Annotated in this window: 23 protein-coding genes; 9 read left to right on the top strand and 14 right to left on the bottom strand. The window is 74.9% G+C overall.

Going from position 1 to position 25,403, the window contains the following annotated elements; all coding sequences use genetic code 11:
* Positions 1-128: 128 nt before the first annotated feature.
* On the bottom strand, positions 129-494 hold the full coding sequence (locus AB0O53_RS18480) for an HGxxPAAW family protein (protein WP_365196731.1): 366 nt from the start codon (positions 492-494) through the stop codon (positions 129-131).
* Between the two features lie 108 nt (positions 495-602).
* Between AB0O53_RS18480 and AB0O53_RS18475 the strand changes: the two genes are divergently transcribed.
* Together AB0O53_RS18475 and AB0O53_RS18470 are read left to right on the top strand one after the other, a co-directional pair.
* Entirely contained in the window at positions 603-1,124 is a 522-nt protein-coding gene (locus tag AB0O53_RS18475; protein WP_365196728.1) for a MarR family winged helix-turn-helix transcriptional regulator, read from the top strand.
* Positions 1,125-1,167: 43 nt separating this feature from the next.
* Complete coding sequence (locus AB0O53_RS18470; protein WP_403138078.1) at positions 1,168-2,655, top strand: DEAD/DEAH box helicase; 1,488 nt, start codon at positions 1,168-1,170, stop codon at positions 2,653-2,655.
* Between the two features lie 28 nt (positions 2,656-2,683).
* Here AB0O53_RS18470 and AB0O53_RS18465 read toward each other — a convergent pair whose 3' ends face one another.
* The 5 genes from AB0O53_RS18465 to AB0O53_RS18440 form a co-directional block, all read right to left on the bottom strand.
* On the bottom strand, positions 2,684-3,409 hold the full coding sequence (locus AB0O53_RS18465) for a GNAT family N-acetyltransferase (RefSeq protein WP_403138320.1): 726 nt from the start codon (positions 3,407-3,409) through the stop codon (positions 2,684-2,686).
* Positions 3,410-3,487: 78 nt separating this feature from the next.
* Positions 3,488-3,964 carry a hypothetical protein gene (locus AB0O53_RS18460; protein WP_350993555.1) on the bottom strand — a complete coding sequence of 159 codons (477 nt, stop codon included), beginning with the start codon at positions 3,962-3,964 and terminating at the stop codon, positions 3,488-3,490.
* 384 nt (positions 3,965-4,348) lie between these two features.
* A complete protein-coding gene (locus AB0O53_RS18450) occupies positions 4,349-5,083 on the bottom strand; it encodes an SDR family oxidoreductase (RefSeq protein ID WP_365196724.1) in 735 nt (244 codons plus the stop codon).
* A gap of 71 nt (positions 5,084-5,154) precedes the next feature.
* Positions 5,155-5,697, bottom strand: coding sequence for an SRPBCC family protein (locus AB0O53_RS18445; RefSeq protein ID WP_365196721.1), 543 nt, complete (start codon positions 5,695-5,697; stop codon positions 5,155-5,157).
* 78 nt (positions 5,698-5,775) lie between these two features.
* Positions 5,776-6,810: an NUDIX domain-containing protein gene (locus tag AB0O53_RS18440; RefSeq protein ID WP_365196718.1), complete on the bottom strand. Its 1,035-nt coding sequence runs from the start codon at positions 6,808-6,810 to the stop codon at positions 5,776-5,778.
* A 269-nt stretch (positions 6,811-7,079) separates the two neighbouring features.
* Here AB0O53_RS18440 and AB0O53_RS18435 point away from each other — a divergent pair, with 269 nt between their 5' ends.
* Positions 7,080-8,336 carry a DUF418 domain-containing protein gene (locus tag AB0O53_RS18435; protein WP_365196715.1) on the top strand — a complete coding sequence of 419 codons (1,257 nt, stop codon included), beginning with the start codon at positions 7,080-7,082 and terminating at the stop codon, positions 8,334-8,336.
* 18 nt (positions 8,337-8,354) lie between these two features.
* Here the strand turns inward: AB0O53_RS18435 and AB0O53_RS18430 are convergent, their stop codons facing one another.
* Entirely contained in the window at positions 8,355-8,948 is a 594-nt protein-coding gene (locus tag AB0O53_RS18430; RefSeq protein WP_350993565.1) for an MBL fold metallo-hydrolase, read from the bottom strand.
* Positions 8,949-9,078: 130 nt separating this feature from the next.
* Between AB0O53_RS18430 and AB0O53_RS18425 the strand changes: the two genes are divergently transcribed.
* On the top strand, positions 9,079-9,987 hold the full coding sequence (locus AB0O53_RS18425) for a GlxA family transcriptional regulator (protein WP_350993765.1): 909 nt from the start codon (positions 9,079-9,081) through the stop codon (positions 9,985-9,987).
* 17 nt (positions 9,988-10,004) lie between these two features.
* On the opposite strand, the gene AB0O53_RS18420 is transcribed toward AB0O53_RS18425, so the two are convergent.
* The gene (locus AB0O53_RS18420; protein WP_350993567.1) at positions 10,005-11,084 is read right to left on the bottom strand and encodes a DNA polymerase III subunit beta family protein; all 1,080 of its coding nucleotides are present in this window, start codon (positions 11,082-11,084) and stop codon (positions 10,005-10,007) included.
* Between the two features lie 342 nt (positions 11,085-11,426).
* Between AB0O53_RS18420 and AB0O53_RS18415 the strand changes: the two genes are divergently transcribed.
* Positions 11,427-12,488 (top strand): AraC family transcriptional regulator, encoded by a 1,062-nt coding sequence (locus AB0O53_RS18415; protein WP_350993569.1) that lies wholly within the window; start codon positions 11,427-11,429, stop codon positions 12,486-12,488.
* A 70-nt stretch (positions 12,489-12,558) separates the two neighbouring features.
* On the opposite strand, the gene AB0O53_RS18410 is transcribed toward AB0O53_RS18415, so the two are convergent.
* From AB0O53_RS18410 to AB0O53_RS18400, 3 genes are read right to left on the bottom strand one after another with little or no spacing between them, the layout of a single operon-like run.
* A complete protein-coding gene (locus AB0O53_RS18410) occupies positions 12,559-12,912 on the bottom strand; it encodes a UBP-type zinc finger domain-containing protein (RefSeq protein WP_350993571.1) in 354 nt (117 codons plus the stop codon).
* Positions 12,909-14,384, bottom strand: a complete 1,476-nt coding sequence (locus tag AB0O53_RS18405) for an ATP-binding protein (protein WP_350993573.1) — start codon at positions 14,382-14,384, stop codon at positions 12,909-12,911. Before AB0O53_RS18405 ends, AB0O53_RS18410 begins: the two co-directional genes overlap by 4 nt.
* Positions 14,381-16,057, bottom strand: a complete 1,677-nt coding sequence (locus tag AB0O53_RS18400) for an NAD(P)/FAD-dependent oxidoreductase (protein ID WP_350993575.1) — start codon at positions 16,055-16,057, stop codon at positions 14,381-14,383. Before AB0O53_RS18400 ends, AB0O53_RS18405 begins: the two co-directional genes overlap by 4 nt.
* Before the next feature lie 268 nt (positions 16,058-16,325).
* On the opposite strand from AB0O53_RS18400, the gene AB0O53_RS18395 reads away from it, so the two are divergent.
* The 3 genes from AB0O53_RS18395 to AB0O53_RS18385 all read left to right on the top strand — a co-directional run bounded on the left by AB0O53_RS18395 (position 16,326) and on the right by AB0O53_RS18385 (position 21,598).
* Entirely contained in the window at positions 16,326-16,823 is a 498-nt protein-coding gene (locus AB0O53_RS18395) for a hypothetical protein (protein ID WP_365196710.1), read from the top strand.
* Between the two features lie 70 nt (positions 16,824-16,893).
* On the top strand, positions 16,894-18,711 hold the full coding sequence (locus tag AB0O53_RS18390) for an RNA ligase family protein (protein ID WP_365196879.1): 1,818 nt from the start codon (positions 16,894-16,896) through the stop codon (positions 18,709-18,711).
* Positions 18,698-21,598, top strand: coding sequence for a poly(A) polymerase (locus tag AB0O53_RS18385; protein WP_365196708.1), 2,901 nt, complete (start codon positions 18,698-18,700; stop codon positions 21,596-21,598). Before AB0O53_RS18390 ends, AB0O53_RS18385 begins: the two co-directional genes overlap by 14 nt.
* A gap of 62 nt (positions 21,599-21,660) precedes the next feature.
* On the opposite strand, the gene AB0O53_RS18380 is transcribed toward AB0O53_RS18385, so the two are convergent.
* From AB0O53_RS18380 to AB0O53_RS18370, 3 genes are all read right to left on the bottom strand, one after another.
* Positions 21,661-22,578 (bottom strand): NADP-dependent oxidoreductase, encoded by a 918-nt coding sequence (locus tag AB0O53_RS18380; RefSeq protein ID WP_350993769.1) that lies wholly within the window; start codon positions 22,576-22,578, stop codon positions 21,661-21,663.
* 123 nt (positions 22,579-22,701) lie between these two features.
* Positions 22,702-23,298 (bottom strand): HD domain-containing protein, encoded by a 597-nt coding sequence (locus AB0O53_RS18375; RefSeq protein WP_350993581.1) that lies wholly within the window; start codon positions 23,296-23,298, stop codon positions 22,702-22,704.
* Positions 23,299-23,372: 74 nt separating this feature from the next.
* Positions 23,373-24,449, bottom strand: a complete 1,077-nt coding sequence (locus AB0O53_RS18370) for an RNA ligase (ATP) (protein WP_365196705.1) — start codon at positions 24,447-24,449, stop codon at positions 23,373-23,375.
* Positions 24,450-24,654: 205 nt separating this feature from the next.
* On the opposite strand from AB0O53_RS18370, the gene AB0O53_RS18365 reads away from it, so the two are divergent.
* Complete coding sequence (locus tag AB0O53_RS18365; protein WP_365196703.1) at positions 24,655-25,398, top strand: SDR family oxidoreductase; 744 nt, start codon at positions 24,655-24,657, stop codon at positions 25,396-25,398.
* Positions 25,399-25,403 lie beyond the last annotated feature (5 nt).

The raw sequence follows: 25,403 nt of genomic DNA, 5'->3' as shown, positions 1-25,403 counted from the left end.
GCCGTCTCGATCCTGCCCAACAGTCACCCGGAGCACACGCCGGACGCGGCCAACCGGGGCGCGTCGCGCATTCGAACTTGTTGTCGCCTTGTCCGTGGTACGAGGGATCCGGCCCGCCCCGCACGGGTTCACGCGCCCTCGCCGACGGCGGGCAGCGGCACGGCGGGGCGGGGACGGGCGGCAGCGACGGCCCGGCGGGGTCCGCCGGCCCGGCAGCCCAGGCAGTCGGCGTGCCCGGCGTGCGCTGCGGTGTCCCGGACGCGCCAGTCCCACTCGGCTTCCGGGCGGGGGCCGCTCGGCTTGCCCCACCCGGCCAGGTGCAGCAGCCAGGTGACGACCCCGGCCAGGGCGACGACGGCGAGGCCGATCAGGATCCCGGGCGGCCAGGCCGCGCAGACGGCGGCGCCCGCTCCGGCGAAGCCCAGCAGGGCCAGCGTGGTTCCGGTCCAGCCGGCCACCGTGTGGCCGAGATCGACGTGACCGTGCGCGCTCATGGTTCTCCCAGGTCGAAGGGGCGGCAGTAGGCTCAGGACAAGGAGATGCTTATTTCGCAAGGTAAGTATCTCAGCAGCTAAGTAACTTAGATACTAAGGAGAATGTGCGTGCAGGGCAAGCCCCGCCCCGCGGCGACGGCCGCGGAGGCGCTTTCGCGCATGGACCAGTTCGTCGCCCTGGGCATCGTCGGGCAGCAGGAGGTGGCGCAGCGGCTCGGGCTCAACGTCACCGACCTGACCTGCCTCGGGCACATCCTGGGCGCCGGGGAGAACCCCCTGGCCGCCGGCGACCTGGCCGAGCTGGTGGACCTCACCACCGGTGCCGTCACCGGCGTGCTCAACCGCCTCGAGAAGGCCGGCTACGCGCGCCGCCGGCCCGACCCGGCCGACCGGCGCCGGGTGCGGGTCGTGCCCGAGCCCGCCGCGGCGGCCCGGGTCTTCGCCGTCTACCAGCCGTTCTACGACCGGCTCGGCGCGCTGTTCGCCGACTACACCGTGGACGAGACCGCCGTGATCGCCGACTTCTTCGAGCGCGCCGCGGCCGAGGTCCGGGCCCACTGCGCCCAGGTCCGCTCGGGCGAACTGGACGCCCCCGAGGCCATGCCCCCCGCTGGTACCATGGGCGGTTGACCATCTTCTTTTCTTCTTCTCCCCTTGCTTCGAAAGGTCCTGCATGAGGAACCCGTCAGCTCATGGCCGCTTCGGTGTGAAGGGCGGCGCCAAGGCCGGTTCCCGGACCGCCGCCAAGGCCCCCCGGAGCCTCGGGCCGCAGGGTGAGTTCGCGATGCCCGAGCCGAAGGCGCCCGCGCTGGCGCCGGTGGAGTCGTTCTCGGAGCTCGACCTGCCCGTGGAGCTGGCGGAGACCATGGCCGCCCAGTCGGTGACGCAGCCGTTCCCGATCCAGGCCGCGACCCTCCCGAACGCCCTCGCCGGGCGCGACGTGCTGGGGCGCGGGCGGACCGGCTCCGGCAAGACCCTGGCCTTCGGCCTGGCCCTGCTGGCGCGCACGGCCGGACAACAGGCCGATCCGAAGCGCCCGCTGGCCCTGGTCCTCGTCCCGACGCGCGAGCTGGCGCAGCAGGTGACCGAGGCGCTGGAGCCGTACGCGGCGGCCCTGCGGCTGCGCATGGCCACGGTGGTCGGCGGGCTGTCCATCGGCCGGCAGGTGAGCGCCCTGCGGACCGGCGCCGAGGTCGTCGTGGCCACCCCGGGGCGCCTCAGCGACCTGGTCGGACGGCGCGACGTACACCTGGAGCGGGTACGGATCACCGTGCTCGACGAGGCCGACCAGATGTGCGACATGGGGTTCATGCCGCAGGTCACGGAGATCCTGGACCAGGTGCACCACGCCGGCCAGAAGATGCTCTTCTCCGCGACCCTGGACCGCAACGTCGACCAGCTGGTGCGCCAGTACCTCAAGGACCCGGTCTCCTCGTCCGTCGACCCGCAGGCGGGCGCCGTGACGACGATGGACCACCACGTCCTGCACATCCACGCGGCCGACAAGGTCTCGGCGGCGACCGAGATCGCGGCCCGCGACAACCGGGTGCTGATGTTCCTCGACACCAAGCACGGCGTCGACCAGTTCGTGAAGCACCTGCGCGCGATGGGCGTACGGGCGGAGGGGCTGCACAGCGGAAAGTCGCAGCCGCAGCGCACCCGCACCCTGGCCCAGTTCAAGTCCGGGGCCGTCACCGTGCTGGTCGCGACGAACGTCGCCGCGCGCGGCATCCACATCGACGACCTCGACCTCGTCGTCAACGTCGACCCGCCGGCCGACCACAAGGACTACCTGCACCGCGGCGGCCGGACCGCCCGCGCGGGCGAGTCCGGCCGGGTCGTCACGCTCGTCACCCCGAACCAGCGCCGGGACATGACGCGGCTGCTGTCCGACGCCCGGATCCGGCCGACGATCACGCAGGTGCGGTCCGGCGAGGCGGCGCTCAGCCGGATCACCGGCGCGAAGGCGCCTTCCGGCGTGCCGCTGTCCGGCTCCGCGCCGACCGACGCCAAGGGCAGGCCGTCGGGGACGGAACTCGGCTTCCGCGGCATCGGTACGCGGCCCGGCCGGACGGGGAAGGGCAAGGAGTCCCGCAAGACGCTGGAGGCCCGTCAGCAGGCCGAGGCGCGCCGCGCCGCCAGGGTGCGCCGCGGCATCTGACCGCTCACGGGCGGCCGCCCGTGCCCGGTCATTCCCGTTCGAAGGCGTGCGAGTGGCCGATGACGCGGAAGCCGCGCCGCTCGTACCAGTGGCGCGGCCAGTCCGCCGCGTCGGCGGTCAGGAAGCGGGTCTCGCAGCCCGCTTCCGCAGCCAGGCTCAGGGCGGTAGCCACGACGGCGTCGGCGTGCCCGCGCCGGAAGTGCGCCTGCGAGGTCATCAGGTCCTCGATCTGGGCCGTGCCCGCGTCCGGGTCGAGGTAGAGGTCGGCCCAGGAGGCGACCTCGCCGTCCGGCGCGCGGGAACCGATGAAGCGGACGTCGTCGGCGCCGCGCAGGCGGGCCTCGCGCCGGTCGACGAGATGGCGCACGACCTCGTCGTCGACGTCCGGGAGTATGCCGCGCCAGCGGGTGGTGAGCGGGCCCCGCAGCGCGTCGAGGCCGACCTCCTGCGCGTCCGCGCGGGCCGGCACCGGTCCGGTGTGGAGCATCACCAGATAGGCGGAGTGGGTGTAGCCGGCACGGACCAGCGGTCCGGCGCACGCCCGCGCGGTCTCGTCGTCGAGGACGCTGACCAGGCGGTGCGGCAGGTGGCCGAGGGCCTCCTCCGCGAGCGCGGGCAGCGCCTCGGGGTTGACCGCCCCCTCGATGACGACCTGGTTGTTCCCGCGGGAGTGCGCGAAGGCGTCGTCGTAGGCGGCGAACCCGCCGGGCAGCCGGACGGTACGGGCGGCCTGGCGGCGGGCGAAGGCCGCCATGAAGGCGTTGATCCTGGACAGGTGTTCGCTTGTCACCCGGGCAGACTAGGCCGCGGGCCCGCGGCGGGTCACCCGGATTCAGGCGACCGTGCCCCGGCGCAGGCGTTCGGCGGCGGCGTTGCGGACGCGGCGGGTGCGGGCGTCGGCGGCCAGCAGCTCCAGGGCCTCGTGGGAGTCGAGCAGCCGGACCGCGGTGCGCTGGCACCAGTCGGAGGCGGCCGTCAGCTCGGCGGCGGACCAGGGCTCGCCCCGGGTGACGGCCTTGAGCAGGCTCCACTCCCGCAGCCGGTTCTCGGGGAAGGCCCGGCCGGCGAGCACGCCCGCCATGGCCCGCGCCCAGACGGTGAACCCGTCGTCGGCGAGCAGGCCCGCCGCCCGGCGGTCGAGGTGGGTGACCACCGCGGCCTCGGCCATCACCCGGTCGGGGTCGCCCAGCACGGCGGTCACGACCCCGGCCTCGGCCTCGGCGGTACCGCCGGGCGCGGCGGCCAGCGACTCCAGGTGGCGGGCGTAGCGCCAGTGCTCGGGGGGCGTGTCGGCGTCGGGAAGGCTCATCGGACGGCCCCCTCGTGGACGCGTCCGGTCCGGCCGACGTCCGTGACGGGCGCCTTCCGGCCTGCCTGCGCCGGTGTGACCGGCGCCTTCGGCGTCATGCCTATGGCGGGTCGCCGCTGCTTCGTGCCTTTCCGCATGACACCCATTCCACACGATCATCGCGGCGGGCCGGTGGTCAGGGTGCCGTCCGGGCGTTCCCGGGGCCCGCTCAGGGTCCGGCAGGCAGCATCGGGGCCCCCGCGCCGACCGGCCGGTATCCGGCGGCCCGCCACCCCGGGGCCTGGGACGAGGACTCCCCCGTCGGCCGACCGGACCCGTACGTCCCGACGGCAGCGCAGGTCCCTGCGTACGCGCGGGTGACCGGGGTCGGTGCGGCCCGCGTCGTCAGACCTGCTCGAAGTGGAAGGACTTGATGAAGCAGTCGCGGGGCTGGCCGATCGCGAAGAAGACGCAGTCGACCAGTGACTGGGCGGTGAGGGGGTCCTTCGCCGTGCGCGGGGCGTCTTCCCAGGCGGGCGACAGCGGGTCGTGGTTGTCGAAGTCCGGCGGGTAGAGCGAGATCACGCGGACGCCCCGGTCGCGCAGCCTGCGGGAGAGGATCTCGGTGAAACCGGCCTGGGCGCTCTTGGCGGCGTAGAAGGCGTCGTGGGCGTCGGAGCGGTGGTGGCCGGCGTCTCCGCAGCCGGAGACCATGGTGACGATGTCGGGCTTGGCCGACTCCAGCAGCAGCGGGAGGAACGCCTTGGTGGCCAGTACGGTGCCCGTGGCTCCGGAGGCGAGGGTGTCGACGACGTCCTCGTCGGAGGCGGAGAGCAGGTCGGTGCCGTGCTGGTAGCGGGAGCCGTTGTTGACGAGCACGTCGACGTGGGCGGTGCGCGCGGCCACCGCGGCGGCGAACTCCCGTACGGAGGCGGGGTCGGTGAGGTCGCAGGCGTAGGCGTGGACGCGGTCGGCGTCGTGGCCCTGCGCCCGGATCTCGTCGCGGACGCGTTCGGCGGCTCGCAGGGTCCGGGCGGAGAGGTGGACCTCGGCGCCCCGGCCGGCGAACCGGAGGGCGAGGGTACGGCCGAAGTCACGGCCGGCGGCGGTGATGACGACGCGGTGCTGTTCGAGTGTCATGCCTGCGCTCCTGATTCGTGGTCGATACACATGATCTCAGGTGCGGTGCGCGGCCGTTGGGGCGGGGCGGATCAGCCCTCGCGGGTCTCGTGGCCGCCCCGGGCGCCGGCTCCCCGGCTCGTCCCCTGCTGCGGCTCGGGCAGCGGCGCCCCCGTCTCCAGCAGGGTCTTGAGGCTCGACGCGAGCATCGGCCAGGCCTGGCGGCACATGCCGATCAGGGTGCCGCCCGGCTCGAATCCGTCGTGGCGGATCGTCAGCCGGGCGAGGGTGTCGCCGACCGGCTCGATCTCGTACGTCACCTTCGTACGGGGCTCCTTCGCCAGTTCGGACCGCAGTTCCTCGTCGATCCCGACGCCGGCGGCCCACTGCGGACTGAAGGTGTGCCAGGTGTAGGACAGCAGGCGGTCCGGTACGCAGCCGAGGACCAGCTGTCCGGGGTCGCTGGTGCGGGCCCCCCGTTCGACCCAGGCCATCGCCGAGCCCACCGCCCAGTCGGTCTCGAAGCTCAGCCCCCAGTACCGGCGGGTGAGGGCGGGGTCGGTGAGGGCCTGCCAGACCCGGGAGGGGTCGGCCTGGATGTAGAGGGTGTAGGTGATCGCCCTGTCGTCGCTCATGGCCCCATGCTGCGGGACCGCGGACCGCGGACGGGGGATTTCCCGATCACGGCGGTGGCGGGCGGCCCCGCCGCCCGGTCACCAGCGCACGCCCTCCTCGGGGAGCTCCGCGAGCGGGATGCGGGCGGGCGCCGGGAGGCCCAGCCGGGCGCGGGCGGCGTGCACCGCGGCGACCTCGTCCTCACCGGCCGGTCCCCAGTCACTGAGTTCGCGGACCTGCTCGGGAGTGGCCAGCAGCCGGGCGCAGTCCGGGTCCGCGGCCGGCGCGAGGCCGGTGAGGCGGGCCGAGACGCGGACGCGGGCGCCCTCCTCGCCGTACCGGTAGCCGAGCGGCGCGGCGGCCGCGGCGGCTGCGGAGCCCGCGGCCGCCGGGGGCGGGAGGTGGGCCGCACCGGTGGCCCGGGAGATCAGGAGCAGGACCCGGCCGTCGGGGGCGAACAGCCAGGCCGAGACGGACCGTACGGGCAGGTGCGCGGGGACCGGGCCGCAGTGCCAGGCGCCGCGCTGAGGGGTCCGGCGGGCCCGGAGCACGCCGAGCCGGTCCAGGGCGGTCGGGGCGGTGGGGCGGCCGTCCTCCAGCAGGGCGGCGCCGCAGCCGTTGATGCGGGCGCGCAGGGCGGACAGGGCGCGGCGGGCGTCGCCGGGGTCCATCAGGGCGGGCAGGTCGGCCGGTTCGGCGAAGTCGATGCCGGTGATCTCCTGCTCCGGGAGGCGGACGGCGCCGATGCGGTCCGGTGTCCAGGTGCCGCCGTCGTAGACGTGCAGGATCTCGCCGGGGAAGCGCATCTCCGGCGGGAAGCCGGGGGTGTCGGCCGGGATCCAGTCGACGGCCAGGCCGCGCGGGTAGCGGCCGTCGACGCCGAGCTCCTCGCGCAGCTCCCGGGCGGCCGCCGCGGACGGGGCCTCGCCCGCGTCGATCGCCCCGCCGGGCAGGAGCCGGTCGGCGCGGTAGTCGACGCTCTGGACGAGGATCCGGCCGTCGGTGTCGGTGACGAGGACGACGGCCGCCGTCCAGACGGCCGCGCGCGAGGCTCCGTACTCCTGCGGGGTCATCCAGGTCCCCGGCGCGCACGCGCGGTCGTCGGTCGCGCCGTGGTCGGTCAGCTGCGGCATCGGGACTCCGTTCACCTGGGTGGACCCGCCGCCTGTGCAACAGCGGGCACGGCCCGCGGGTTACGGCGGGCGGGTGAGCCGGTGGGCGAGTGCGCCGGTGCGCCGGCGCGCCGGTGCGCCGGAACCGGCAGACCCGCTTTGCCACCCCTATACCTCCTTATTACCTGGTTATGTCTTCGTTGGTACCGTGCGTGAGCGGACTGGCGGCATGAACACCGCCGGTCCGACCAACTTCGGGGCGGAGCGGAACGGCAGTGGCGGGGACAGCGGTGGGAACAGGGGCCGGGACGGGTGCCGCGACAGGTGCCGGGAAGGAAGCGGAGGCGGGCGGGCGCGGCGGCGGATCCGGCCGGCTCGCCGGGGTCGACGCCGTGCGCGGCATAGCCGTCCTCGGCATGTTCGCCGTACACGTGGGTCCCGGCCCGCAGCCCGAGGGCGCCGGGTACCTGCTCGTCGCGGCGGACGGGCGCGCCCCGGCGCTGTTCACCCTCCTCGCGGGCTTCTCCCTGGTCCTCGCGCAGCGCGGGACGGACCCGGCGCGGCGCCCCGAGGGCTGGGCGTCGCGGTGGCGTCCGCTGCTGATCCGCTGCGCCGTCCTGGCCGTACTCGGCCTGTGCCTGGCCTCGTTGTGGCCGGGTATCCTGGTCATCCTCGCCTTCTTCGCCGTGTACTTCCTCGCCGCCGAGCCCTTCACGCGGCTCTCCACCCCGGTCCTCACGGCCGTCGCGGGTGCGTCGGTGGTGGTGGGGCCGCTGCTGTCGTTCCTCCTGGGCCCGCTGTTCGGGTACGGCTCCTCCGGGCGCGGCCTGGTCCCCGAGGCAGCCGACCTGACCAGCTGGCCGGGAGCGGGCGCGGTGGTGGTCGAACTGCTGCTGACCGGGGCGTATCCGCTGGCCACCTACTTCCCGTACGTCCTGGTGGGAATGGCCCTCGCCCGGTTGTGCGACGTGCGGGAGCGGGTGATGGCCCGGCGGATGGCGGTGTGGGGCACGGCCGCCGCGGTCGCCGGGTACGGCGCCGCCTGGCTGGCCACCCATGTGTTCGGTACCCGGCAGCGGCTGCTGGAGGCGATAGCGGTCCACCATCCGGAGGCCATGGCCGCGGCCGACCCCGTACGGGAGGTGCTGAGCGGCCAGTTCGGCGCCGTGCCGAGCACCTCCTGGGACTGGCTGCTGCTGGCCGATCCGTACAGCCAGACCCCGTTGGAGACCCTCGGGAACGCAGGTGTCGGGTGCGCGCTCATCGGCCTGTGCGCCCTGGCCGCGCGGCACGCGGTGGGCGTCCGCCTGCTGCGGCCGCTCACGGTACTCGGGGCGATGGCGCTGAGCGCCTACGTCGCCCACGCACTGGTCCTGGCCGGCCCGGCCCACGGCGCCGCTTCCTGGTGGGCGTTGCTCGCCTTCAGCGGCGCCGCCCTCACCCTGACCTGGGTCTGGCAGCGGATCTGGGCCGACAGCCCCCTGCGCCGCGGGCCGGTGGAACACGCCCTGCGCCTGGCCACACAGGCGGGCGGCCGGGCCCGCTGAACCCTTGCGGTCGCGGTACTAGCGCGGCGTGCTGTCGTCGGCCTTGAACGGGGCGCCGTGGCCGGGCACGATCAGGTCCGCGGCCGCCAGCACCCGCAGCCGGGAGGCGCGCAGGACCTCGCGGTCGGGGGCCACCGGGTCGTCCGCCGGGCCGTCCGCGTGCCACCACAGGTCACCGGCGAAGGCGACCACGCCCGCGTCCGTGCCGGCCAGCAGCGTGATGTCCTCGGTGCTGTGGCCCGGGGTGCGGATCAGCCGCAGCGACGGGGTGAGTTCGTATCCCTCGGCGTCGCGGTTGCGCCACTGGTCCCCGCGGTACTCCACCTTGTGGTCGTGGACCAGGGCCCGCCCGAACAGGCCCACGTTCATGGTGTTGTCCGGGTGGTGGTGGCTGAGCACCACGTCGGTGATGTCGTCCGGCCCGAGCCCCAGCTCCGCGAGCGGGGCCAGGATGAGGTCGGGGCTCGCCACCATGCCCGGGTCGAAGATCACGTGCCGGCCGGCGTCGGACACGTAGGAGACGGTGGCGGCGACTCCGGGGCCGGTGGAGCCGACGTATCCGGTGGTCAGAATCGTGTGTACGGCGCTGCGGCCGAGCGGTGCGTCTGTCATGCCCCCATCCTCCGGGCCGGGGGCGGCCGTTCACGAGTGGCACATCTGCCACCCATCGCAGGATTAGTGCCACACTGCACGCGTGCCTGCCTTCGTGTCCGTCGCCGCGTACGCCCCGCCCGGAGTCGGCATGCTCGCCGTCGGGATCGTCAGCGAGGTCTTCGGCCCGCGCGGCGGAGAACTGCCCGGCTTCGACTTCGCCCTGTGCACCGAGCGGCCGGGGCCGGTCCCGACCGACCTCGGGGTGCCGCTCGCCATCGCGCACGGCCTGGACCGGCTCGCCGAGGCCGATCTGGTGATCGCCCTGCCGTGGACCGGCTTCCGCACGCCCCCGGCTCCCGCCGTGCTCGCTGCGCTGTCGGCCGCACACGGACGCGGCGCCCTGGTCGCGGCCCACTGCGTCGGCGCCTTCGCGCTCGCCGCCGCCGGACTGCTCGACGGCCGGCGGGCCACCACCCACTGGCGGTTCGCCGAACTGCTCGCCGGCCGCCACCCCGGGGTCCGCGTCGAACCCGACGCCCTCTACATCGACGAGGGGACGGTCCTCACCGGCGCCGGAGCCGCCGCGGGCTTCGACCTCTGCCTGCACCTGCTGCGGCGGGAGTACGGAGCCGCGGTGGCCAACACGATCGCCCGGGACATGGTGCTGCCCTCCCACCGCGACGGCGGGCAGGCACAGTACCTGGCCGCTCCCGTGCCCGAGGACTGCGGCGACGAGCGTCTCGCCGAGGTGCTCGCGTGGGCGGTGCAGAACCTCCACGAGCCGCTTCCCGTCGCGGAACTGGCCCGGCGGGCCCTGATGAGCAAGCGCTCCTTCGCCCGCCGCTTCGCCGCCGCGACCGGCACCACCCCCCACGCCTGGCTGCGGAACCTGCGCCTGAGCAGCGCCGAGGAACTCCTGGAGACCACGGACCTGCCCGTCGAGGAGATCGCACGCCGCGTCGGCTACGGAAGCGCCGCCATCCTGCGGGACCAGTTCGTGCGCCGCCGGGGAGTGCCGCCCCGCTCCTACCGCCGCTCGTTCACCGGCACGCCGTGACGGTCGGTCGTTCCGGGTCAGTCGTCCAGGCGGACGGGCATCAGGATCGAGAAGGTGTCCTCGGTGTCGGTCCGCCGGACGGCCAGCGGCGCCGTGGGGGCGCCGGCCTCGACGACCAGCCGGTCCCGGGCCCCGGCCGCGAGGGCCTGCAGCAGGAAGGTGCGGTTGACGGCGACGTGGTCCGGGGCGCCCCGGCCGTCCTCGCACACGGTCACGGCGCCGTCGGCCACCTTGAGCACGCTGAGGTCGACGAGCGGGCCGTCCGGCTCGGGCCTCTCGCCCTCCCGGACGGGGCCGGTCTCCACCGCGCGGCGGAGCGCCGCGACGTCGACGAGGGCCCGGCGTCCCGCCGGCAGGCGTACGAGGCGGCGGTGGTCGGGGAATTCGTGGTCGAGGCACCGGCCGGCCGCCTCGTGGTCCCCCGAGCGCAGGGCCACGCGGTCGCCGTCCACGGTCAGCAGGACGGACGCGTCCTCGCTCAGCAGGGCCCGCATGGCGTCCGCCAGCCGGGAGGGCACGATCACCTGGACGCGGGGTCCGTCGTACCCGGCGGCCCCGGACCGGGCGACGGCCATCCGGTACCGGTCGGTGGCCGCGAGCCGGAGCGCCCCGCCGTCGATGTCGAACAGGACGCCTGCGAGCATCGGCAGTTCCGGGTCGGTACCGGCGGCGAAGCGCACCGAGTCGAGGGCTTCGGCCAGTTCCGGTGCGTGGAGGGTGAGCCGGACGGTGGCGGTGCGGAGCGAAGTCATGGGGTTCTCCCTGCGTTCGAGTAGCGCTCGGACCGCGGAGAACTCGCTGCGGGCATCGTTCAGCCCCTGCTCCAGGCGGCGAAGGTGTGCCTGGAGGAGCCCCCGTACCAGGTCGGTGTCCGCACCGGACAGGCCCGCCAGCACCAGCCGGATGTCCGCCAACGGCATGCCCGCCCGGCGCAGCCGGGCCAGCACCCTCGACTCGTCGAGCTGTTCGGGGCCGTACCAGCGGTACCCGGTCACCGGATCCACCCGGGCCGGGACCAGCACGCCGGCACCGTCGTAGAACCGGAGCGCGCTCACGCTCAGGCCGCTGTCCCCGGCCATCTCACCGATGCTGCGCATGTCGTTCTCCACACCCGAACTCTGCGCCCTCCACCAGGTCGAGGGTCAAACAGCGTCCGCCGCGAGGGACGGGAGGCGCCTGCGCGTCCTCGGTCCGAGCCCCCCACCCCCGTGGGGGGACTCCGATCCGGACGGGGCCTCCCGTACACGTCTCCGGGTGCCGGGGCACCCCGCGAGAACGATCACCACGCTAGGCCGGGGAGGCCGACCCGACCCATGGCAGCGGACGTCAGCAAGGGGACCGAACGCGCCAAGGAGGGACCGGCCACGCCGAATTGGGGACATCAGGACCCACATGGCGACGATGTGCTGGCATTTCGCGCTCGTCTATGCTCACCACCTGTGGTCTCGCATGCGCATCCGGGGACGACGTCCTCCGCCCTCACCCGCCTGAACGTCAGTGCCGCACGTCTGCTCGGGCTGCCCCCGACCGGGTACGCGCATCTGCTGGGCATGTCGCCCGAGCACCTCAACGACGACCTGTACCGGCCCCCCGCCCTCACGAGCATCCGCATCGCGGAGCTGGCGACCGTCCACGCACACTGGACCGAGGTGGCCCTGCTGCTGGCCCGGCAGGCGGACGTCGGGAGCCTAGGGGTCTGGGACTACCTGATCACCTCCGCGCCCACTCCGCTCGAAGGGATCCGGGACGCCGCGGCCCACCTCGCCACCGTCCTCGACACCAGCACGGACGACCTCCGCGTCACCGAGGACGGCGGCCGCGTCACCCTCAGCCATCTCAACAGGGGCGATCTGGCCCACGAGGCGGCCTGCGCCGTCCGCGCCTGCGCCCTGGGCCTGTACCTGCGCCGGCTGCGCGAGGCCGCCCAGCGGCCCCTGGTCCCCCTCCACGTGGCCCTGGCCGCCGATGCGCCCCGCCGGTACGACGCCCTGATCGAGCTGTACGGAACGCGCGCCATCGAGTTCGGGGCCCCGGTCAGCTCGATCACCTTCCGCAGCGCGGACCTGACCGCACCGGCGCCGCACGCCCAGCCGGGGCTGTCGGCGGTGCTGCGCAGGCACGCCGACCAGACCCTGGCCGCGGCCGTCCCGCTGCGCGACTGGCTGGACCTCTTCCGCAGCGCGCTCGTCTCCGTCCAGGACGAGGGGGGCCCAGCCCTGTCCACCGTCGCGCGGCGCATGGCCGTCAGCCCGCGGACGCTCCAGCGCCGGCTCGACGAACACGGCACCACCTGGAGCGCCGAGGTCGAGGCCGTACGCCGGGACCACGTCGCGCGGCTGCTCCACACCACCGCGCTGAGCGTCGACGCGGTGGCCGCCCGCAGCGGCTACGCCGATGCCCGCGCCCTGCGCCGGGCCGTCCGGCGCTGGTACGGCACGACGCCCGCCGCGCTGCGCCGCGCCGGCGACCGGCAGGCCGGGGCCCTGGAGCCCGCCCGGTAGCGCGCTCGCGCCGACGCCCCGGCGGGACGGCGGGTCAGCGGGTCGGCAGTGCAGGCGGCGGGTCAGCGGGTCAGCGGTGCAGCCGGCGCGTCCAGTCCTCCGGCACCCGGTCGGCCGGTCCGGGGGCCGGCTGGTCCGCGGGGTGCTCGCCCGGCGGGGCCAGCGGGGGCCCGGACTCGTACATCTCGCCGGTGTCGTAGTCCCAGAACCACTGCTCGCCCGGCTCGAAGCTCTGCACCAGCGGGTGCCCGGTGGCCTTCCAGTGGGCGGTGGCGTGCTGGGCGGGCGAGGAGTCGCAGCAGCCGACGTGGCCGCACTGTGCGCAGCGCCGCAGGTGGAACCACCAGCCGCCGACCGCGTCGCAGTCGGCGCAGCCGGTGCCGGTCGGCGGGGCGGTCGGTTCGATCCCCTTGATGTCGCTCATGCGGGCTCCTCGGCGGTCTCGGTCCCGGGCGCGTCGTCGGGCTCCGGTGCGGTCAGCGGCAGCAGTACCTGGAAGCGGGTGTCGCCGGGGGCGGATTCGACCTGGAGGCTGCCGTGGTGCTTGTTGACGACGATGCGCCAGGAGATGTCCAGGCCGAGGCCGGTGCCCTCGCCGACCGGTTTGGTGGTGAAGAAGGGGTCGAAGATGCGGCTGCGGATGTCGGCGGGGATGCCGGGGCCGGTGTCGCGGAACTCCACCAGCAGCCGTTCCCCCTCCCGTGCCGTGCGGACCGTCAGGGTGCCGTCCTGCCCGGTGCTCCCGATGGCGAAGACGGCGTTGTCGATGAGGTTGGTCCACACCTGGTTGAGTTCCGCCGGGTACGCGGGCACGTCGGGCAGGGAGCGGTCGTAGTCCTTGACCACCCTCACCCGGGGGCCGATCTTGCCGGACAGCATCAGCAGGGTGCTGTCGAGCAGTTCGTGGACGTCGACGACCCGGGTCGGCGCCCGGTCCAGCTGCGAGTACTGCTTGGCGGCGTCGACGAGGTGGGAGATGCGGGTGGTGGAGTCGTCGATCTCGTCCATCAGCAGCTCGGTCTCGACCGAGTAGTTGAGCCAGCCGATGGCTCCGGGGAGGATCTCCTCGTCCACGGCCGCCGCGACCTGCTCCAGCCAGTCCACGTCGAGTCCGGCCTGGACGAAGGTCGGTGCGATCCGCCACCCATCCGCGATGCCGTGGTCCTCGAGCCAGTCCCCGAGCTCGTCCTCCCGGTCGGACGCCTCCAGCGGGCTGAGCGCCGTCGCCTTCGCCACGCGCTCCACCGTGCGCTCCTGCACCTCGATGAGGTCGGCGATCGCCTCGCGGGAGTAATCGCCCTGGGCGATGACCGCGAGCTTGTGCCGCATCTTGCCGACGCGTTCGCGCAGGGTGGCGGTGGCCCGGACGGCCGCCGCGGCCGGGTTGTTGAGCTCGTGGGTGAGGCCCGCGGACAGCGATCCGAGGGCCAGCAGCCGTTCGCGCTGCCCGATGGCCCGCTGGGTGTTCCTCGCACCGAAGAACAGCCCCTCCAGCAGGTGGGCGGCCATCGGGAACCACTGCTGCATGAAGTCCGCGAACGCCTGCGCGGGCAGCACGAAGAACCGGGTCGGCTCGGTGACGCGCATCGAGTTGGTGTAGGTCTGGGGCACGCGGTCGCCGAGATAGGCCTGCATGGCGCCCGCGTACACGCCGCGCTGCGAGGTCCGGCTGACCTCGATGTCGTCGCCGCCGACCCGGCGGGACAGCACGACGGTGCCCTCGATCATCACGTAGAAGCAGGTGGCCGGGTCGCCCTCGGTGTAGACGGGGCCGGTGTCGAAGCGCTCCACCCCGCCCTCGGAGCACAGTTGCCCGAGCTGCTGCGGGGTGAGCTTCTCGAACAGGAACAGCGAGGCGATCTCCTGCGGGTCGCAGTGCACGAACTGCCCGCTCATGACTGCTCCAGGTAGCGGTGGACGAGCATCACGGCCATGGCTCCCTCTCCGACCGCGGACGCGACGCGTTTCGCGGACTGGGCCCGCGCGTCGCCCGCGACGAACACGCCGGGAATGTTGGTCTCCAGGTGGTAGGGCGGCCGGTCCAGCGGCCACTCGGCGGGCGGCCGCCCGTCGGGGGTGAGGTCGGGGCCGGCCAGGATGAAGCCGCGGTCGTCGCGCAGTACCGTGCCGTCCAGCCAGTCGGTCAGCGGGGCCGCGCCGATGAAGACGAACATCCACTGCGCGTCGACGAGTTCCGTCGTACCCGTGTCGACGTCGCGCAGGGCCAGCCGCTCCAGGTGCTCCTCGCCGTGCGCGGCCTCGACGACGGTACGGGTCCGCACCGAGATGTTCGGCGCCTCCTCGATCTGCTGGATCAGGTAGTACGACATCGACGCGGTCAGGGACTGCCCGCGCACCAGCAGCGTCACCGACTTCGCGCCCCGCGACAGGTACATGGCCGCCTGGCCGGCGGAGTTGGCGCCGCCCACGATGTACACGTCGTGGCCCTGGCAGGAGGCGGCCTCGGTCAGCGAGGAGCCGTAGTACACCCCGCGGCCGGTCAGGTCGTCACAGCCCGGCGCCATGAGCTGGCGGTAGGAGACGCCGGTCGCCAGGATGACGCTGTGCGCGGCGACGGACGAGCCGTCGGAGAAGCGGACGACGCGCGCGGGGCCGTTGACCTCCAGGCCGGTGACCTCCCGTGCCGTAAGGATCTCGGCGCCGAACCGGCCGGCCTGGCGGCGGGCGCGTTCGGTGAGCTGGGCGCCCGAGACGCCGTCGGGGAAGCCGAGGTAGTTCTCGATGCGTGAGCTCTGCCCGGCCTGCCCGCCGGTCGCCGACCGCTCGACCAGTACGGTCCGCAGTCCTTCGGAGGCCCCGTACACGGCGGCGCCGAGCCCGGCCGGGCCGCCTCCGATCACGACGAGGTCGTAGAAGTCGGCGGCCGGTGTGGTCGCGAGACCCACGTGGGCGGCCAGGTCGGCCGCCTCCGGCTCGATCAGCACGGTGCACTCCGGGGTGACGACCAGGGGAAGCCGCTGTCCGTCGGCCCCGGCGGCCTCCAGCAGCCGCCGCCCCTCGGGCTCGTCGGAGGAGTACCAGCGGTACGGCACCTGGTTGCGCGCCAGGAACTCCCGTACCTGCGAGGAGCGGGCCGACCAGCGGTGCCCGACGACCTTGGTGGCGGGCACGGGCCGGTAGTCGCTGGCCCGCCAGGCCGCGAGGAGGTCGTCGACGACCGGGTAGAGCTTCTCCTCGGGCGGGTCCCAGGGTTTGAGGAGGTAGTGGTCGAGGTCGACGACGTTGATCGCGTCGATGGCCGCGCCGGTGTCGGCGTAGGCGGTCAGCAGGACGCGCCGCGCGCCCGGGTACACGTTCAGGGCCTGTTCGAGGAACTCGATGCCGTTCATCTGCGGCATGCGGTAGTCGGCGAGGATCACCGCCACCAGGTCGCCGCGCAGTTTCAGCTCGTGCAGTGCCTCCAGCGCGGACTCGCCGGACTCGGCGCGCACGATCCGGTACCCGGCGCCGTAGTGGCGCCGCAGGTCGCGGGCGACGGCACGGGAGACCCCGGGATCGTCGTCCACGGTCAGGATGACGGTCCGCGCCGGTTCGGCGGCCTGTGTCATGCGTCTCCCAGGGGCGGCCCGGTCCGGCGGCGCGGCGAGCCGCCCGCGCCGGTTCCCGCCCATCGTATGTTCGATCGTCCGGATCCGCTCCGGAACGGGAGCCGATCCGCTCCGGGCCGTCACGGAGCGTGCGCGTCCGCTCCCCCGCCGAGCACGCGGGAGCGGTGTCGCCGGTGCGGTCGCCGAAGGGTTCCGGGTCGGCGGGCCACCGTCACCCGACCGTGTGATCGGCGCGGCCCGCGCGGCGCCGGTGCGGCAGGGTGGACGGATGCAGCTGCGCCGGGTCCTGCCCCTGACACTTGCCGCCCTCGTCATGGCCTCCGGATGCGTGACGGTGCATCCCGCTCCCGCCCGCGCGCCGGACGCGCCACAGCCGGACACCGCCGGACACCGCGGCATGGACCACGGGGTGCGGCGTGAACCCACCCATGCGGCAGGGCCGTTGGTCCTGCTGCCGTCCGCGACGGCCGCGGAGCCCGCCTCGGATCCGGGCGAACCCGCTCCCCCGCCGGCGTCGGCGCCGCACCCGCCGGCCGCCGCGCCCGAACGGCCCGCCCCGCAGGTGCGCCGGCCGCGCGGGGCCGAGCCCCCCAGGGCCTCGAAGCCGGTGAAAGCGGCGGGGCCGAAGGCCCGGGCGAAGGCCCGCCGGCAGCCGGCGGCGCCCGCGAAGTCCCGGCCCGCCCCGGGGCGTTCCTACGACATGGCGCCCCTGTGCGAGGCGGCGAAGGGGACGGTGTCGCCGGCCATCGTGGCCCTCTGCCGATGAATTGGGTGGAGCCGCCCGCTCCCGCATACCTACAGTGACGGCGGACCACGTCGTCGAGCCGGAGCGGATCATGCGCACCCACTATCCCCGTACGCACCATCTGCCCTGGTCGCCCGGGGCTTCGGCGGACGACGTCCGGGCCGTCGGGTCGGCCGGGCTGGCCGGACGGGAGGTCGTGGTCACCGAGAAGCTCGACGGGGAGAACACCACCCTGTACGCGGACGGGCTGCACGCCCGCTCGCTCGATTCCGGGCACCACCCCTCACGGGCCTGGGTCAAGGGCCTCCAGGGGCGGATCGGACCCGGCATCCCGGACGGATGGCGGGTGTGCGGGGAGAACCTCTACGCCCGCCACTCCATCCCGTACGAGGACCTGGACAGCTGGTTCTACGGTTTCTCGGTCTGGGACGGGGACCACTGCCTCGACTGGGACCGCACCGCAGGGTTCCTGCGGGGCCTGGGCGTGCCCACCCCCCGCGTGCTGTGGCGCGGCACCTTCGACGAACGCGCGCTGCGCGGGCTCAGGCTCGACACCGCCCGGCAGGAGGGCTACGTCGTGCGCACGGCCGCCGGCTTCGACCGTGCGGACTTCGCCGGTCGTGTGGCCAAGTGGGTGCGGGGCGGCCACGTGCAGACCGACACCCACTGGATGTACGCGGAGGTCGTGCCCAACGGGCTCGGTCCGGCGGCCCCGTTGTGGGCGGTGCGCTCGGGCGCCGAGCCCGATGCCGCGGCCCTGTCGGCCGCCGTCGGCACGGCCCCGGACCCGGACACGGACACGGACACGCTCGCCGATGCCTCGGAGGTCGCCGAGGCCGCCGCCCGGATCGACGCCTCGGGGCGGATCGACGCCTCGGGGCGGATCGACGCCTCGGGGCGGACCGGCGAGGACCGGCTGGCCGGGGTGCTCGCCGCCGTGCTGCGCCGCGAACCGCGGGCGCGGGTCGCGGCGCGGCTCGCCGCGGGACCGGCCGGCATGCGCCTGGCCCGGCGCGTCGGCGACCTGCTCGGGCTGTACCCCCGCCTCCAGCGGCCGTTCCCCGACGCGGACCGGCGGGCGGGGCTCGTACGGATGGCCGCCGCGGCCGATCTCGGGGTGCTGCACGCGCTCGCCGGGGCCCTGGCCGACGGGCCCGGGGCGCGCGAGTGCGTGGAGTGGTCCGCGCTGTGGGCCGAGGAGGCGGGTCTGCTCGGCGGTCCGGATCCACTGGAGTCCCTGCGCCTGGCGCTGCGGGAGCCCCTCGCCGGGCTGGGCGCGGACGCGGCCGACCGCTGCTGGGCGCAGGCCCGGAGCGCGTTCGCGGACGGCAGGATCTCCGGGTCCGCGGTCGAGGAGGCCGTGGCGGCGACGTGGCAGTGGCGCGACGGATCGTTTCCCCGGCTGGTGCAGCTGTGCGGCCCCTCGGGCAGCGGGAAGAGCACCTTCGGCCGCGGCCTGCCCGGTGTGGACGCGTACGTGTCTCTCGACGACCTTCGTACGGAACGGGGTTCGCGTACGGACCAGCGGGCCAACCCGGACGTGCTGCGCGAGGGCCTGGACCGGCTCGACGCCGCCCTGGCCCGCGGCGGGACCGTGGTGTGGGACGCCACCTCGCTCACCGAGCAGCAGCGCGGGCTTGCCGCCGCGGTGGCGCGCCGCCGCGACGCGCTGGTCACCCATGCCGTGGTGCTGGTCGAGGAGGCGGAGCTGGAGCGCCGCAACGGTGTCCGCCCGCACCCGGTGCCGCCCGCGGTACTGGCCTCGCAGCTGCGCCGGTTCAGCCCGCCGTACGCGGGCCGCGCACACCGTACGTGGTACGTCGGTGCGGGCGGGGACGTTCAGGACACGGCGGGCACCCTCGTGGCGGGCCCGGTCACGGCGGGCGGAGGTCGCGATGCGGACCAGTGAGCAGCTCTACCACCAGGTCCGCTGGGACCCCCGGTTCGATCCGGCGCGGTTCGTGCTCGGCCTGCTCCAGCGCGGAGCACCGCCCAAGCGGGTCCCGCTGCCCTCCTTCGTGCCCGGCGGCGACATCCCCTGGCACCGGGTGCTGTTCGTCGAGGCGGACGGCGAGCTGGTGTGGGACCGGGCCACCGGTGTGGACCTGATCGACTCGAACGCGGCGGGCCGGGTCCGCGATCCGCGCCTGCTGCGCTCCCCCTTCTTCGGCGCGCGGACCCCGTACGCGTGGGATCCGGCGGGCGGCGGCGCCTGGCGTCCCGCCCAGGCCGGCCCCGTGGACGCGGCGGCGGCGCCGTCCTCGGTGCGGCTGCTGACCTGGAACACCCTGTGGGACCGCTACGACGCCCCGCGCATCGCCACCGCCCGGCGCAGGCCGCTCCTGCTGGACGATCTGGCCGTCGCGGACGCCGATGTGATCGCCCTCCAGGAGGTCGAGCCCGAGCTGCTCGGCATGCTGCTGGCGGCGCCGTGGGTGCGGGCCGGTTACACCCTGGGCACGGATCCCGGCGGCCGGGACGTCGCCGAGTGCGGGCTGCTGGTGCTGAGCCGGCTGCCGGTGCGCGAGGCGGGCCTGCACGTGTTCCGCGCGCACAAGGCGGTCACCGCCGTGACGGTGGACACCGCGGCCGGGCCGCTGGTCGTCGCCGCCACCCACCTGACCAGCGACCACACCGAGAACGGGCACGAGCGGCGGGAGGCCGAACTGGCCCGGCTCGCGGAGGGCCTGGGCGGCGTCGACGCCGGTGTGGCCCTGCTCGGCGACTTCAACGACGGCCGCCACGGGGCCGAGGGCCCGGCGCCCGCGCTCGGCATGCGGGACGCCTGGTGCGAGGTGCACGGGGCGGCGGACGCCACGCCGACCTTCGACCCGGTGGCCAATCCGCTGGCCGCGGTGGGTTCGCTGACGGGCCGTGCCGCCCGGCTGGACCGGATCCTGCTGGGCTCCGCCCCGGCCCGGGTGACGCGGGCGGCGCTGCGCGGTGACTCCCCCGCCCCCGACGGGCTGTTCGTCTCGGACCACTTCGGGGTGGAGGCGACGGTGGAGTTCGGGACGCCGGACGGCGGGCCGGCGCGGCTCGACGTGCCGGCGACGGTGCGGACGGCGGTGGCGTGGCTGCCACCGCACCTCCCGGACGCGGTGCGTCAGGTGCGCCGGGAGCACGACCCGGCGGCCGGGCGCTGGCCCGCGCACGTGAACCTGCTCTTCGGTTTCGTGCCGGAGTCCTCCTTCGCCGAGGCGGTCCCGCTGCTGGCCGAAGTGGCCGCGGGGACCGCTCCGTTCGAGGCCCGCCTGGAGGGCGTGCACAGCTTCGGGCACCGTGAGGAGGCCACCGTCTGGCTGGATCCGGCGGCGGCCGGCGAGGCGCCGTGGCAGGAGCTGCGGCGCGCGCTGGCGGAGCGGTTCCCCGGATGCCGGGGGCGTTCCGGCGCGTCCGGGGGGTACACGCCGCACCTGACGCTGGGACGCAGCCGGGACCCGCAGCGGGCGGTCGCCGCGTTCGCGGCGCGTCTGGGCGGGGCGGTGTCCGCGCGGGTCGGGGAGCTCGCCGTGCTCTCGCGGCGCGGGGACGGGCCGATGCGGGTCCGGGCGACGGTGGCCCTGGGTACGGGCGAGGTGCGCTGGACCCCGGAGCCGCCGGAGCCGCCCGAAGCGCCGGCGGAGCGCCCGTCGGGAGCCGGGGCCGGTCTCGGCGAGTCGGATCACCCCGAACCGGATCACGCCGAGTGGGATCACGCCGAGTCGGTCGCCGCGCGCATCGGGGCGGCGCTGCCCGGCGCGCGGGTGCACGTGGCCGGCTCCCGCCGGATGGGCTGCGAACTGCCGGGTGCCGATCTGGACCTGGTGGCGGCGCTGCCGGGGTCGGTCGACGTGGGCCTGGTGCGCGAGCGGGTGGCGGCCGCGCTGCCCCGGGCCGGCGGGCTGCGCGAGGTGGCGGGGGCCCGCGTGCCGGGCCTGCGCTTCGGTGTCGGCCCGCTGTCCGTGGACCTGGTGGTGGTCCCCACCGGCGACCTGGATCCGGCGCTGGCCGTGGCGCGCCGGGCGGAGCTGGGCGAGGCCGCCTCCGTCGCGCTGAGCGCGGTGAGCGACGCCGACGCCGTACGGGAGGCGGTGGGTGCGGAGCACGCCGCGTTCGCCGCGCTCGCGCGCAGGGTGAAGGCGTGGGCGCGGGCCCGGGGGCTGGACTCGGCCCCGTTCGGGGGCCTGCCGGGACTGGCCTGGTCGGTCCTCGCGGCGCGCACGGTCCAGGAGGCGGGGGCCCTGCCGCCCGACGTCCTGGTACGGGAGTTCTTCGGGCGGTGGGCCGCCTGGGACTGGCGCGAGCCGGTCGCGTGGCGGGCGTCCGCCGCGGGGCCGGATCCGGTCACGGTCCTCACCCCGTCGGAGCCGGTGCGCAGTTGCACCGCGCAGGTGACAGCGGGGCTGCGGGACCTCCTGGTGCAGGAGCTGTACACGGCCTGGGAGCTGCTGGAGTCGGGGCTCGGGCCGGAGGCCCTGGCCGCGGCCGCGCCGCCGCCGCACCGGCGGCACGCCGCCTGGGCGGTGGTGACCGTACGGGCGTCCGAGGCGGAGTTCGAGGAGGTACGGGGCCGGGTGCGCGGGCGGTTGCGGGCGCTCCTCGGGGCGCTGGAGGAGGCCGAGTTCACGGGCGTGCACGCGTGGCCCCGCCCCTTCGAGTCCGGGCCGGGACTGGCCCGGTACGCGATCGGCCTGGGTGCCGCGCCGCCGGACGCGGCGCGGCTGGCCGGGCCGGCCGACCTCTGGCGGGCCGGCCTGCGGGGGGTCGAGGTGTCCTGGGCGGCGGGCGGCGAGGTACCGGACCTGCGCGCCTGAACCGGCGGCCGACGGCGCGCTGGTCAGACCTCGGGGTCAGGCCTCGGGCTCGGACCTCGGGTTCAGATCTCGATGATGATCTTTCCCGCGGTGTGGCCGCCCTGGCTGAGTTCGAAGGCGGCCGCCAGCTCGGACAGCGGGAAGGTCTTGGCGACGGGCACCTTCAGCTGTCCGCTGTCGGCGAGCCGGCCCAGTTCGGCCAGGTCGCTGCCGACGGGGCGGACCCAGATCCATTCGCCGCCGGATCCGAGCACGCTGGGGTCGGCGATGGACGCGTGCCGGCCGTCGTCGTGGAGGACCTCGCGGGTGACGCCGCCGACCCCGCCGACGAAGTCCGCGACGACGGTGGGCCCGTCGGGCACGAGGGCGCGGACGCGGTCGGCGAGCCCGTCGCCGTACGCGACGGGCTCGGCGCCGAGTTCGCGCACCCGGTCGTGGTTGCGGGGGGACGCCGTGCCGATGACGCGGGCGCCGAGCGAGCGGGCGATCTGCACGCCGAGGGATCCGACGCCGCCGGCGGCGCCGTGGATCAGGACGGTGTCGTCCTTGCCGGTGCCGAGGCGGGTGAGCAGCTGGTAGGCGGTGAGGCCGGCGAGCGGCAGCCCGGCCGCCTCGGCCCAGCTCAGCGAGGTCGGCTTGTGCGCGAGGGCGCGGACGGGCACGGTGACGAACTCCGCGAAGGTCCCGCCGTGGACGTAGTCCTTGCGGGCGTAGGCGATGACCTCGTCGCCCTCGGCGTACTCGGGGACGTCGATGCCGACCTTCTCGACCGTGCCGGCGACGTCCCAGCCGGGGACCACGGGGTAGACCACGTCCATGAGGGGGTCGAGTCCGCCCGCCATGATCTTCCAGTCGACGGGGTTGACGGCGGCGCACTTGACCCGGACGAGGACCTCGCCGGGGCCGAGCTTGGGCAGCGGCAGCCGGGTTTCGGAGAGCACCTCCGTCCCGCCGTACGTCTCGTACGCCATCGCCCGCATGGTTTCCTGACCGCTCCGGCCCGACTCGGACATGTACCCGACCTCTCCGTGTGCTGGTGGACCCCGCCCCGGCCCATCCCACCACGCGCGCGGCGCCCCGGCCGCTCGGACACGACCGCCCGCTCAAGGCTCCGCGCGGAACGCGGCCTGGAACGCGAGCCGCCCGTCCGCCCCCTCGGCGATCCCCCCGAGCACACCGTCGAGTTCCAGGTACGCGGCCCAGCGCTCGGCGCCGGTCGCCGCGGCGAGACGGCCCACCAGGAGGTCCTCCAGGTCCTGGACGCGCTTGCCCTTCCACACCTTGTCGGCGGTGCTGACCAGCAGCTCCTCCACGCTCACGGCGTTCCCGTGCCAGGTGGCGTGGGTCGCGGCGAAGCGGGCCAGGTGCTCGGGAAACCCGTGCGCGAGCAGGAGTTCCCGGCCTGCCGGCTCGTGTGCGGAGCCGGGAGCGCTGAGCTCGGCGGTGTGCACCGCCTTGCCGATGTCGTGGGTGGCCGCCCCGAACAGCACGGCCTCCCGGTCGAACTCCAGGGCCGGGCAGTGCGCGGCCAGCCAGTCGGCCAGATCGTGCGCGACGTCGTGCACGAGCCGCAGGTGCGCGGCCAGCCGGGGCGGGGCCGTCAGCGTGCGCAGCAGCGCGGACACCGTCGGCGGCAGGGGCCGCACGGGCGGCTCCCCCGGGCTTTCGAGGGCCCTGGTCAGGGCATCGGTGGCAGGCATCCGGTCACCCTAAGGGGTGCCGTGCCGGTCGGCGTGAGCGCGGCCCGACCGGCGGGACGTCCCCTGACGGGCGATCACTCGTACTCGGTGCCGCCCTTGCGGGTCAGGTAGGCGGGGCTGACGGCCTTGGCGATGGCGCGGCCGCCCACGACCGGGCTGTACCTCTCGGTCGCCGGGCGGATGACCACGCCCTCCCTCAGGTGCACGGCGCGCCCGGAGACCGTCTCGCGGCCGCTCGCGTGCTCCAGCACCGTGTCCAGGTCGTACGGGCCCTCGTACAGCCGCGGCACCAGCGGCAGTTCGCCCTCCGTGAGGACGGTGGCCGGGTCCAGCCAGCGGACCTGTCCGTCGATCTCCGCGGACACGTCGAAGACGGCGTATCCGGGCGGGGTGTCGGCGGTGCGTACGTCGGTTCCGTACCCCAGGTCCTGGACCCCCGCGCCGTACACCTCGCCGAAGATCCCGACCCGTGTCGCGCCGAGGCGTTCGGCCAGGGCCTGGGCGACGGCCGGCACCCCGTGGCCGCGCACCGCCCGCCAGTACAGGTTGCGCTCGTCCTCCTTCAGGGCGAGCCCCTTGGCGCCGAAGCCCTTCGAGGAGACGATGGAGCGTCCGCCCTCGACGACGTACGTGAACAGGCCGGCCGTTCCGTGGAGTTTCTCGGTGAGGACGACGGGCTCGCCGGGCTCGAAGATGTGCGGATAGCGCTGCAGGTTCTCGATGTCCACCCACGGCATCAGGTCGGCGGCGGCCTCGACGTCGCCGCTCATGGTGGTGGGGATGGGCGGGGCCCATTTGGTGATGCCGAGCAGCTCCGCGAAGTCGGTGCCCTCCTTGGCGGCCTGCACGAGGTCGACGTCGGCCAGGGCGCGGGGCCGGCACACCAGGCCCTGCGAGAGTTCGCCGCGCAGCCGGACCGCCTTGACCCGGTCGGCGTTGCCGCCGGCGAGCCGCCCGGTGAGTCCCAGCTCCTCGATCAGTCCGGCGGGCAGCACGGCCTGTTCGGGTATGTAGAGCGCGAAATCGCCGGTGCGGTAGGCGCCCTTGGCGATCACCGCTCGGTAGAGGCCCACCTGGGCCAGTTCCAGCGCGTCGGCGTTGGGATGGTCGTGGACGGTCAGCTCTTCGGCTGTGACGCGCAAGGTCGACATGGGAGGGCTCCAACGGGTCGTCATGGACGGTTCCGACACGCGCGATTCACGGCCGTCGGTTGGCGCGGCGCATCGGTGACGCCACTCTCCGTCCCGCCATTTTCGCTGGTCCAGCGATTATCACGGTGTTAGCCTGCCGCACTGTGCGACGCGAAGGGCGCCCGCACGCGCCCGCTCCACGATCCGCGTCCCGCAGGAGGCTCACATGTCACCTCGTCCGGTCACCGTCGTCACGGGCGGCAGCAGGGGCATCGGCGCGGCGACCTGTCTGCGGCTGGCCGCCGACGGACACGACCTGGTGCTGGGCTACGTGCGCGACGAGGTGTCGGCCGAGGCCGTCGCCGGGCGCGTACGGGCCGCCGGGGCCCGCTGCGTGACCGTACGGGCCGACACGTCCGGGGAATGCGGGGTCGAGCGGCTCTTCGACATCGCCGGCGCCGAACTCGGCACGGTGACGGGCCTGGTCAACAACGCCGGGGTGACGGGACCGCTGGGCCGGCTCGCCGACGCCCGCACCGAGGACCTGCGCCGGGTCGTCGAGGTCAACCTCCTCGGGTACCTGCTGTGCTGCCGCCGGGCCGCCCGCGACATGGCGGCGTCCGGGGGCGGGGCGATCGTGAACGTCTCCTCGGCGGCGGCCACCCTGGGCAGCCCCGGGGAGTACGTGCACTACGCGGCGACCAAGGCGGCCACCGACGCCCTGACGGTGGGGCTCGCCAAGGAGCTGGGCCCGGACGGCATCCGGGTCAACGCCGTGGCGCCCGGCACCATCGAGACCGACATGCACGCCGCGATGGGCGACCCCGGCCGCGCGGCCCGCATCGGGGCCGCGACCCCGCTCGGGCGGCCCGGACGGCCCGAGGACATCGCCGGGGCCATCTCCTGGCTGCTGTCCGCCGACGCCTCGTACACCACGGGCACCGTGCTGCGGGTCGCGGGCGGCCGCTGAGGCGC

It is taken from the genome of Streptomyces erythrochromogenes (assembly GCF_040684695.1).
In the GTDB taxonomy this organism is placed as follows: domain Bacteria; phylum Actinomycetota; class Actinomycetes; order Streptomycetales; family Streptomycetaceae; genus Streptomyces; species Streptomyces erythrochromogenes_C.
This window is presented reverse-complemented; position numbering and strand designations above follow the sequence as displayed.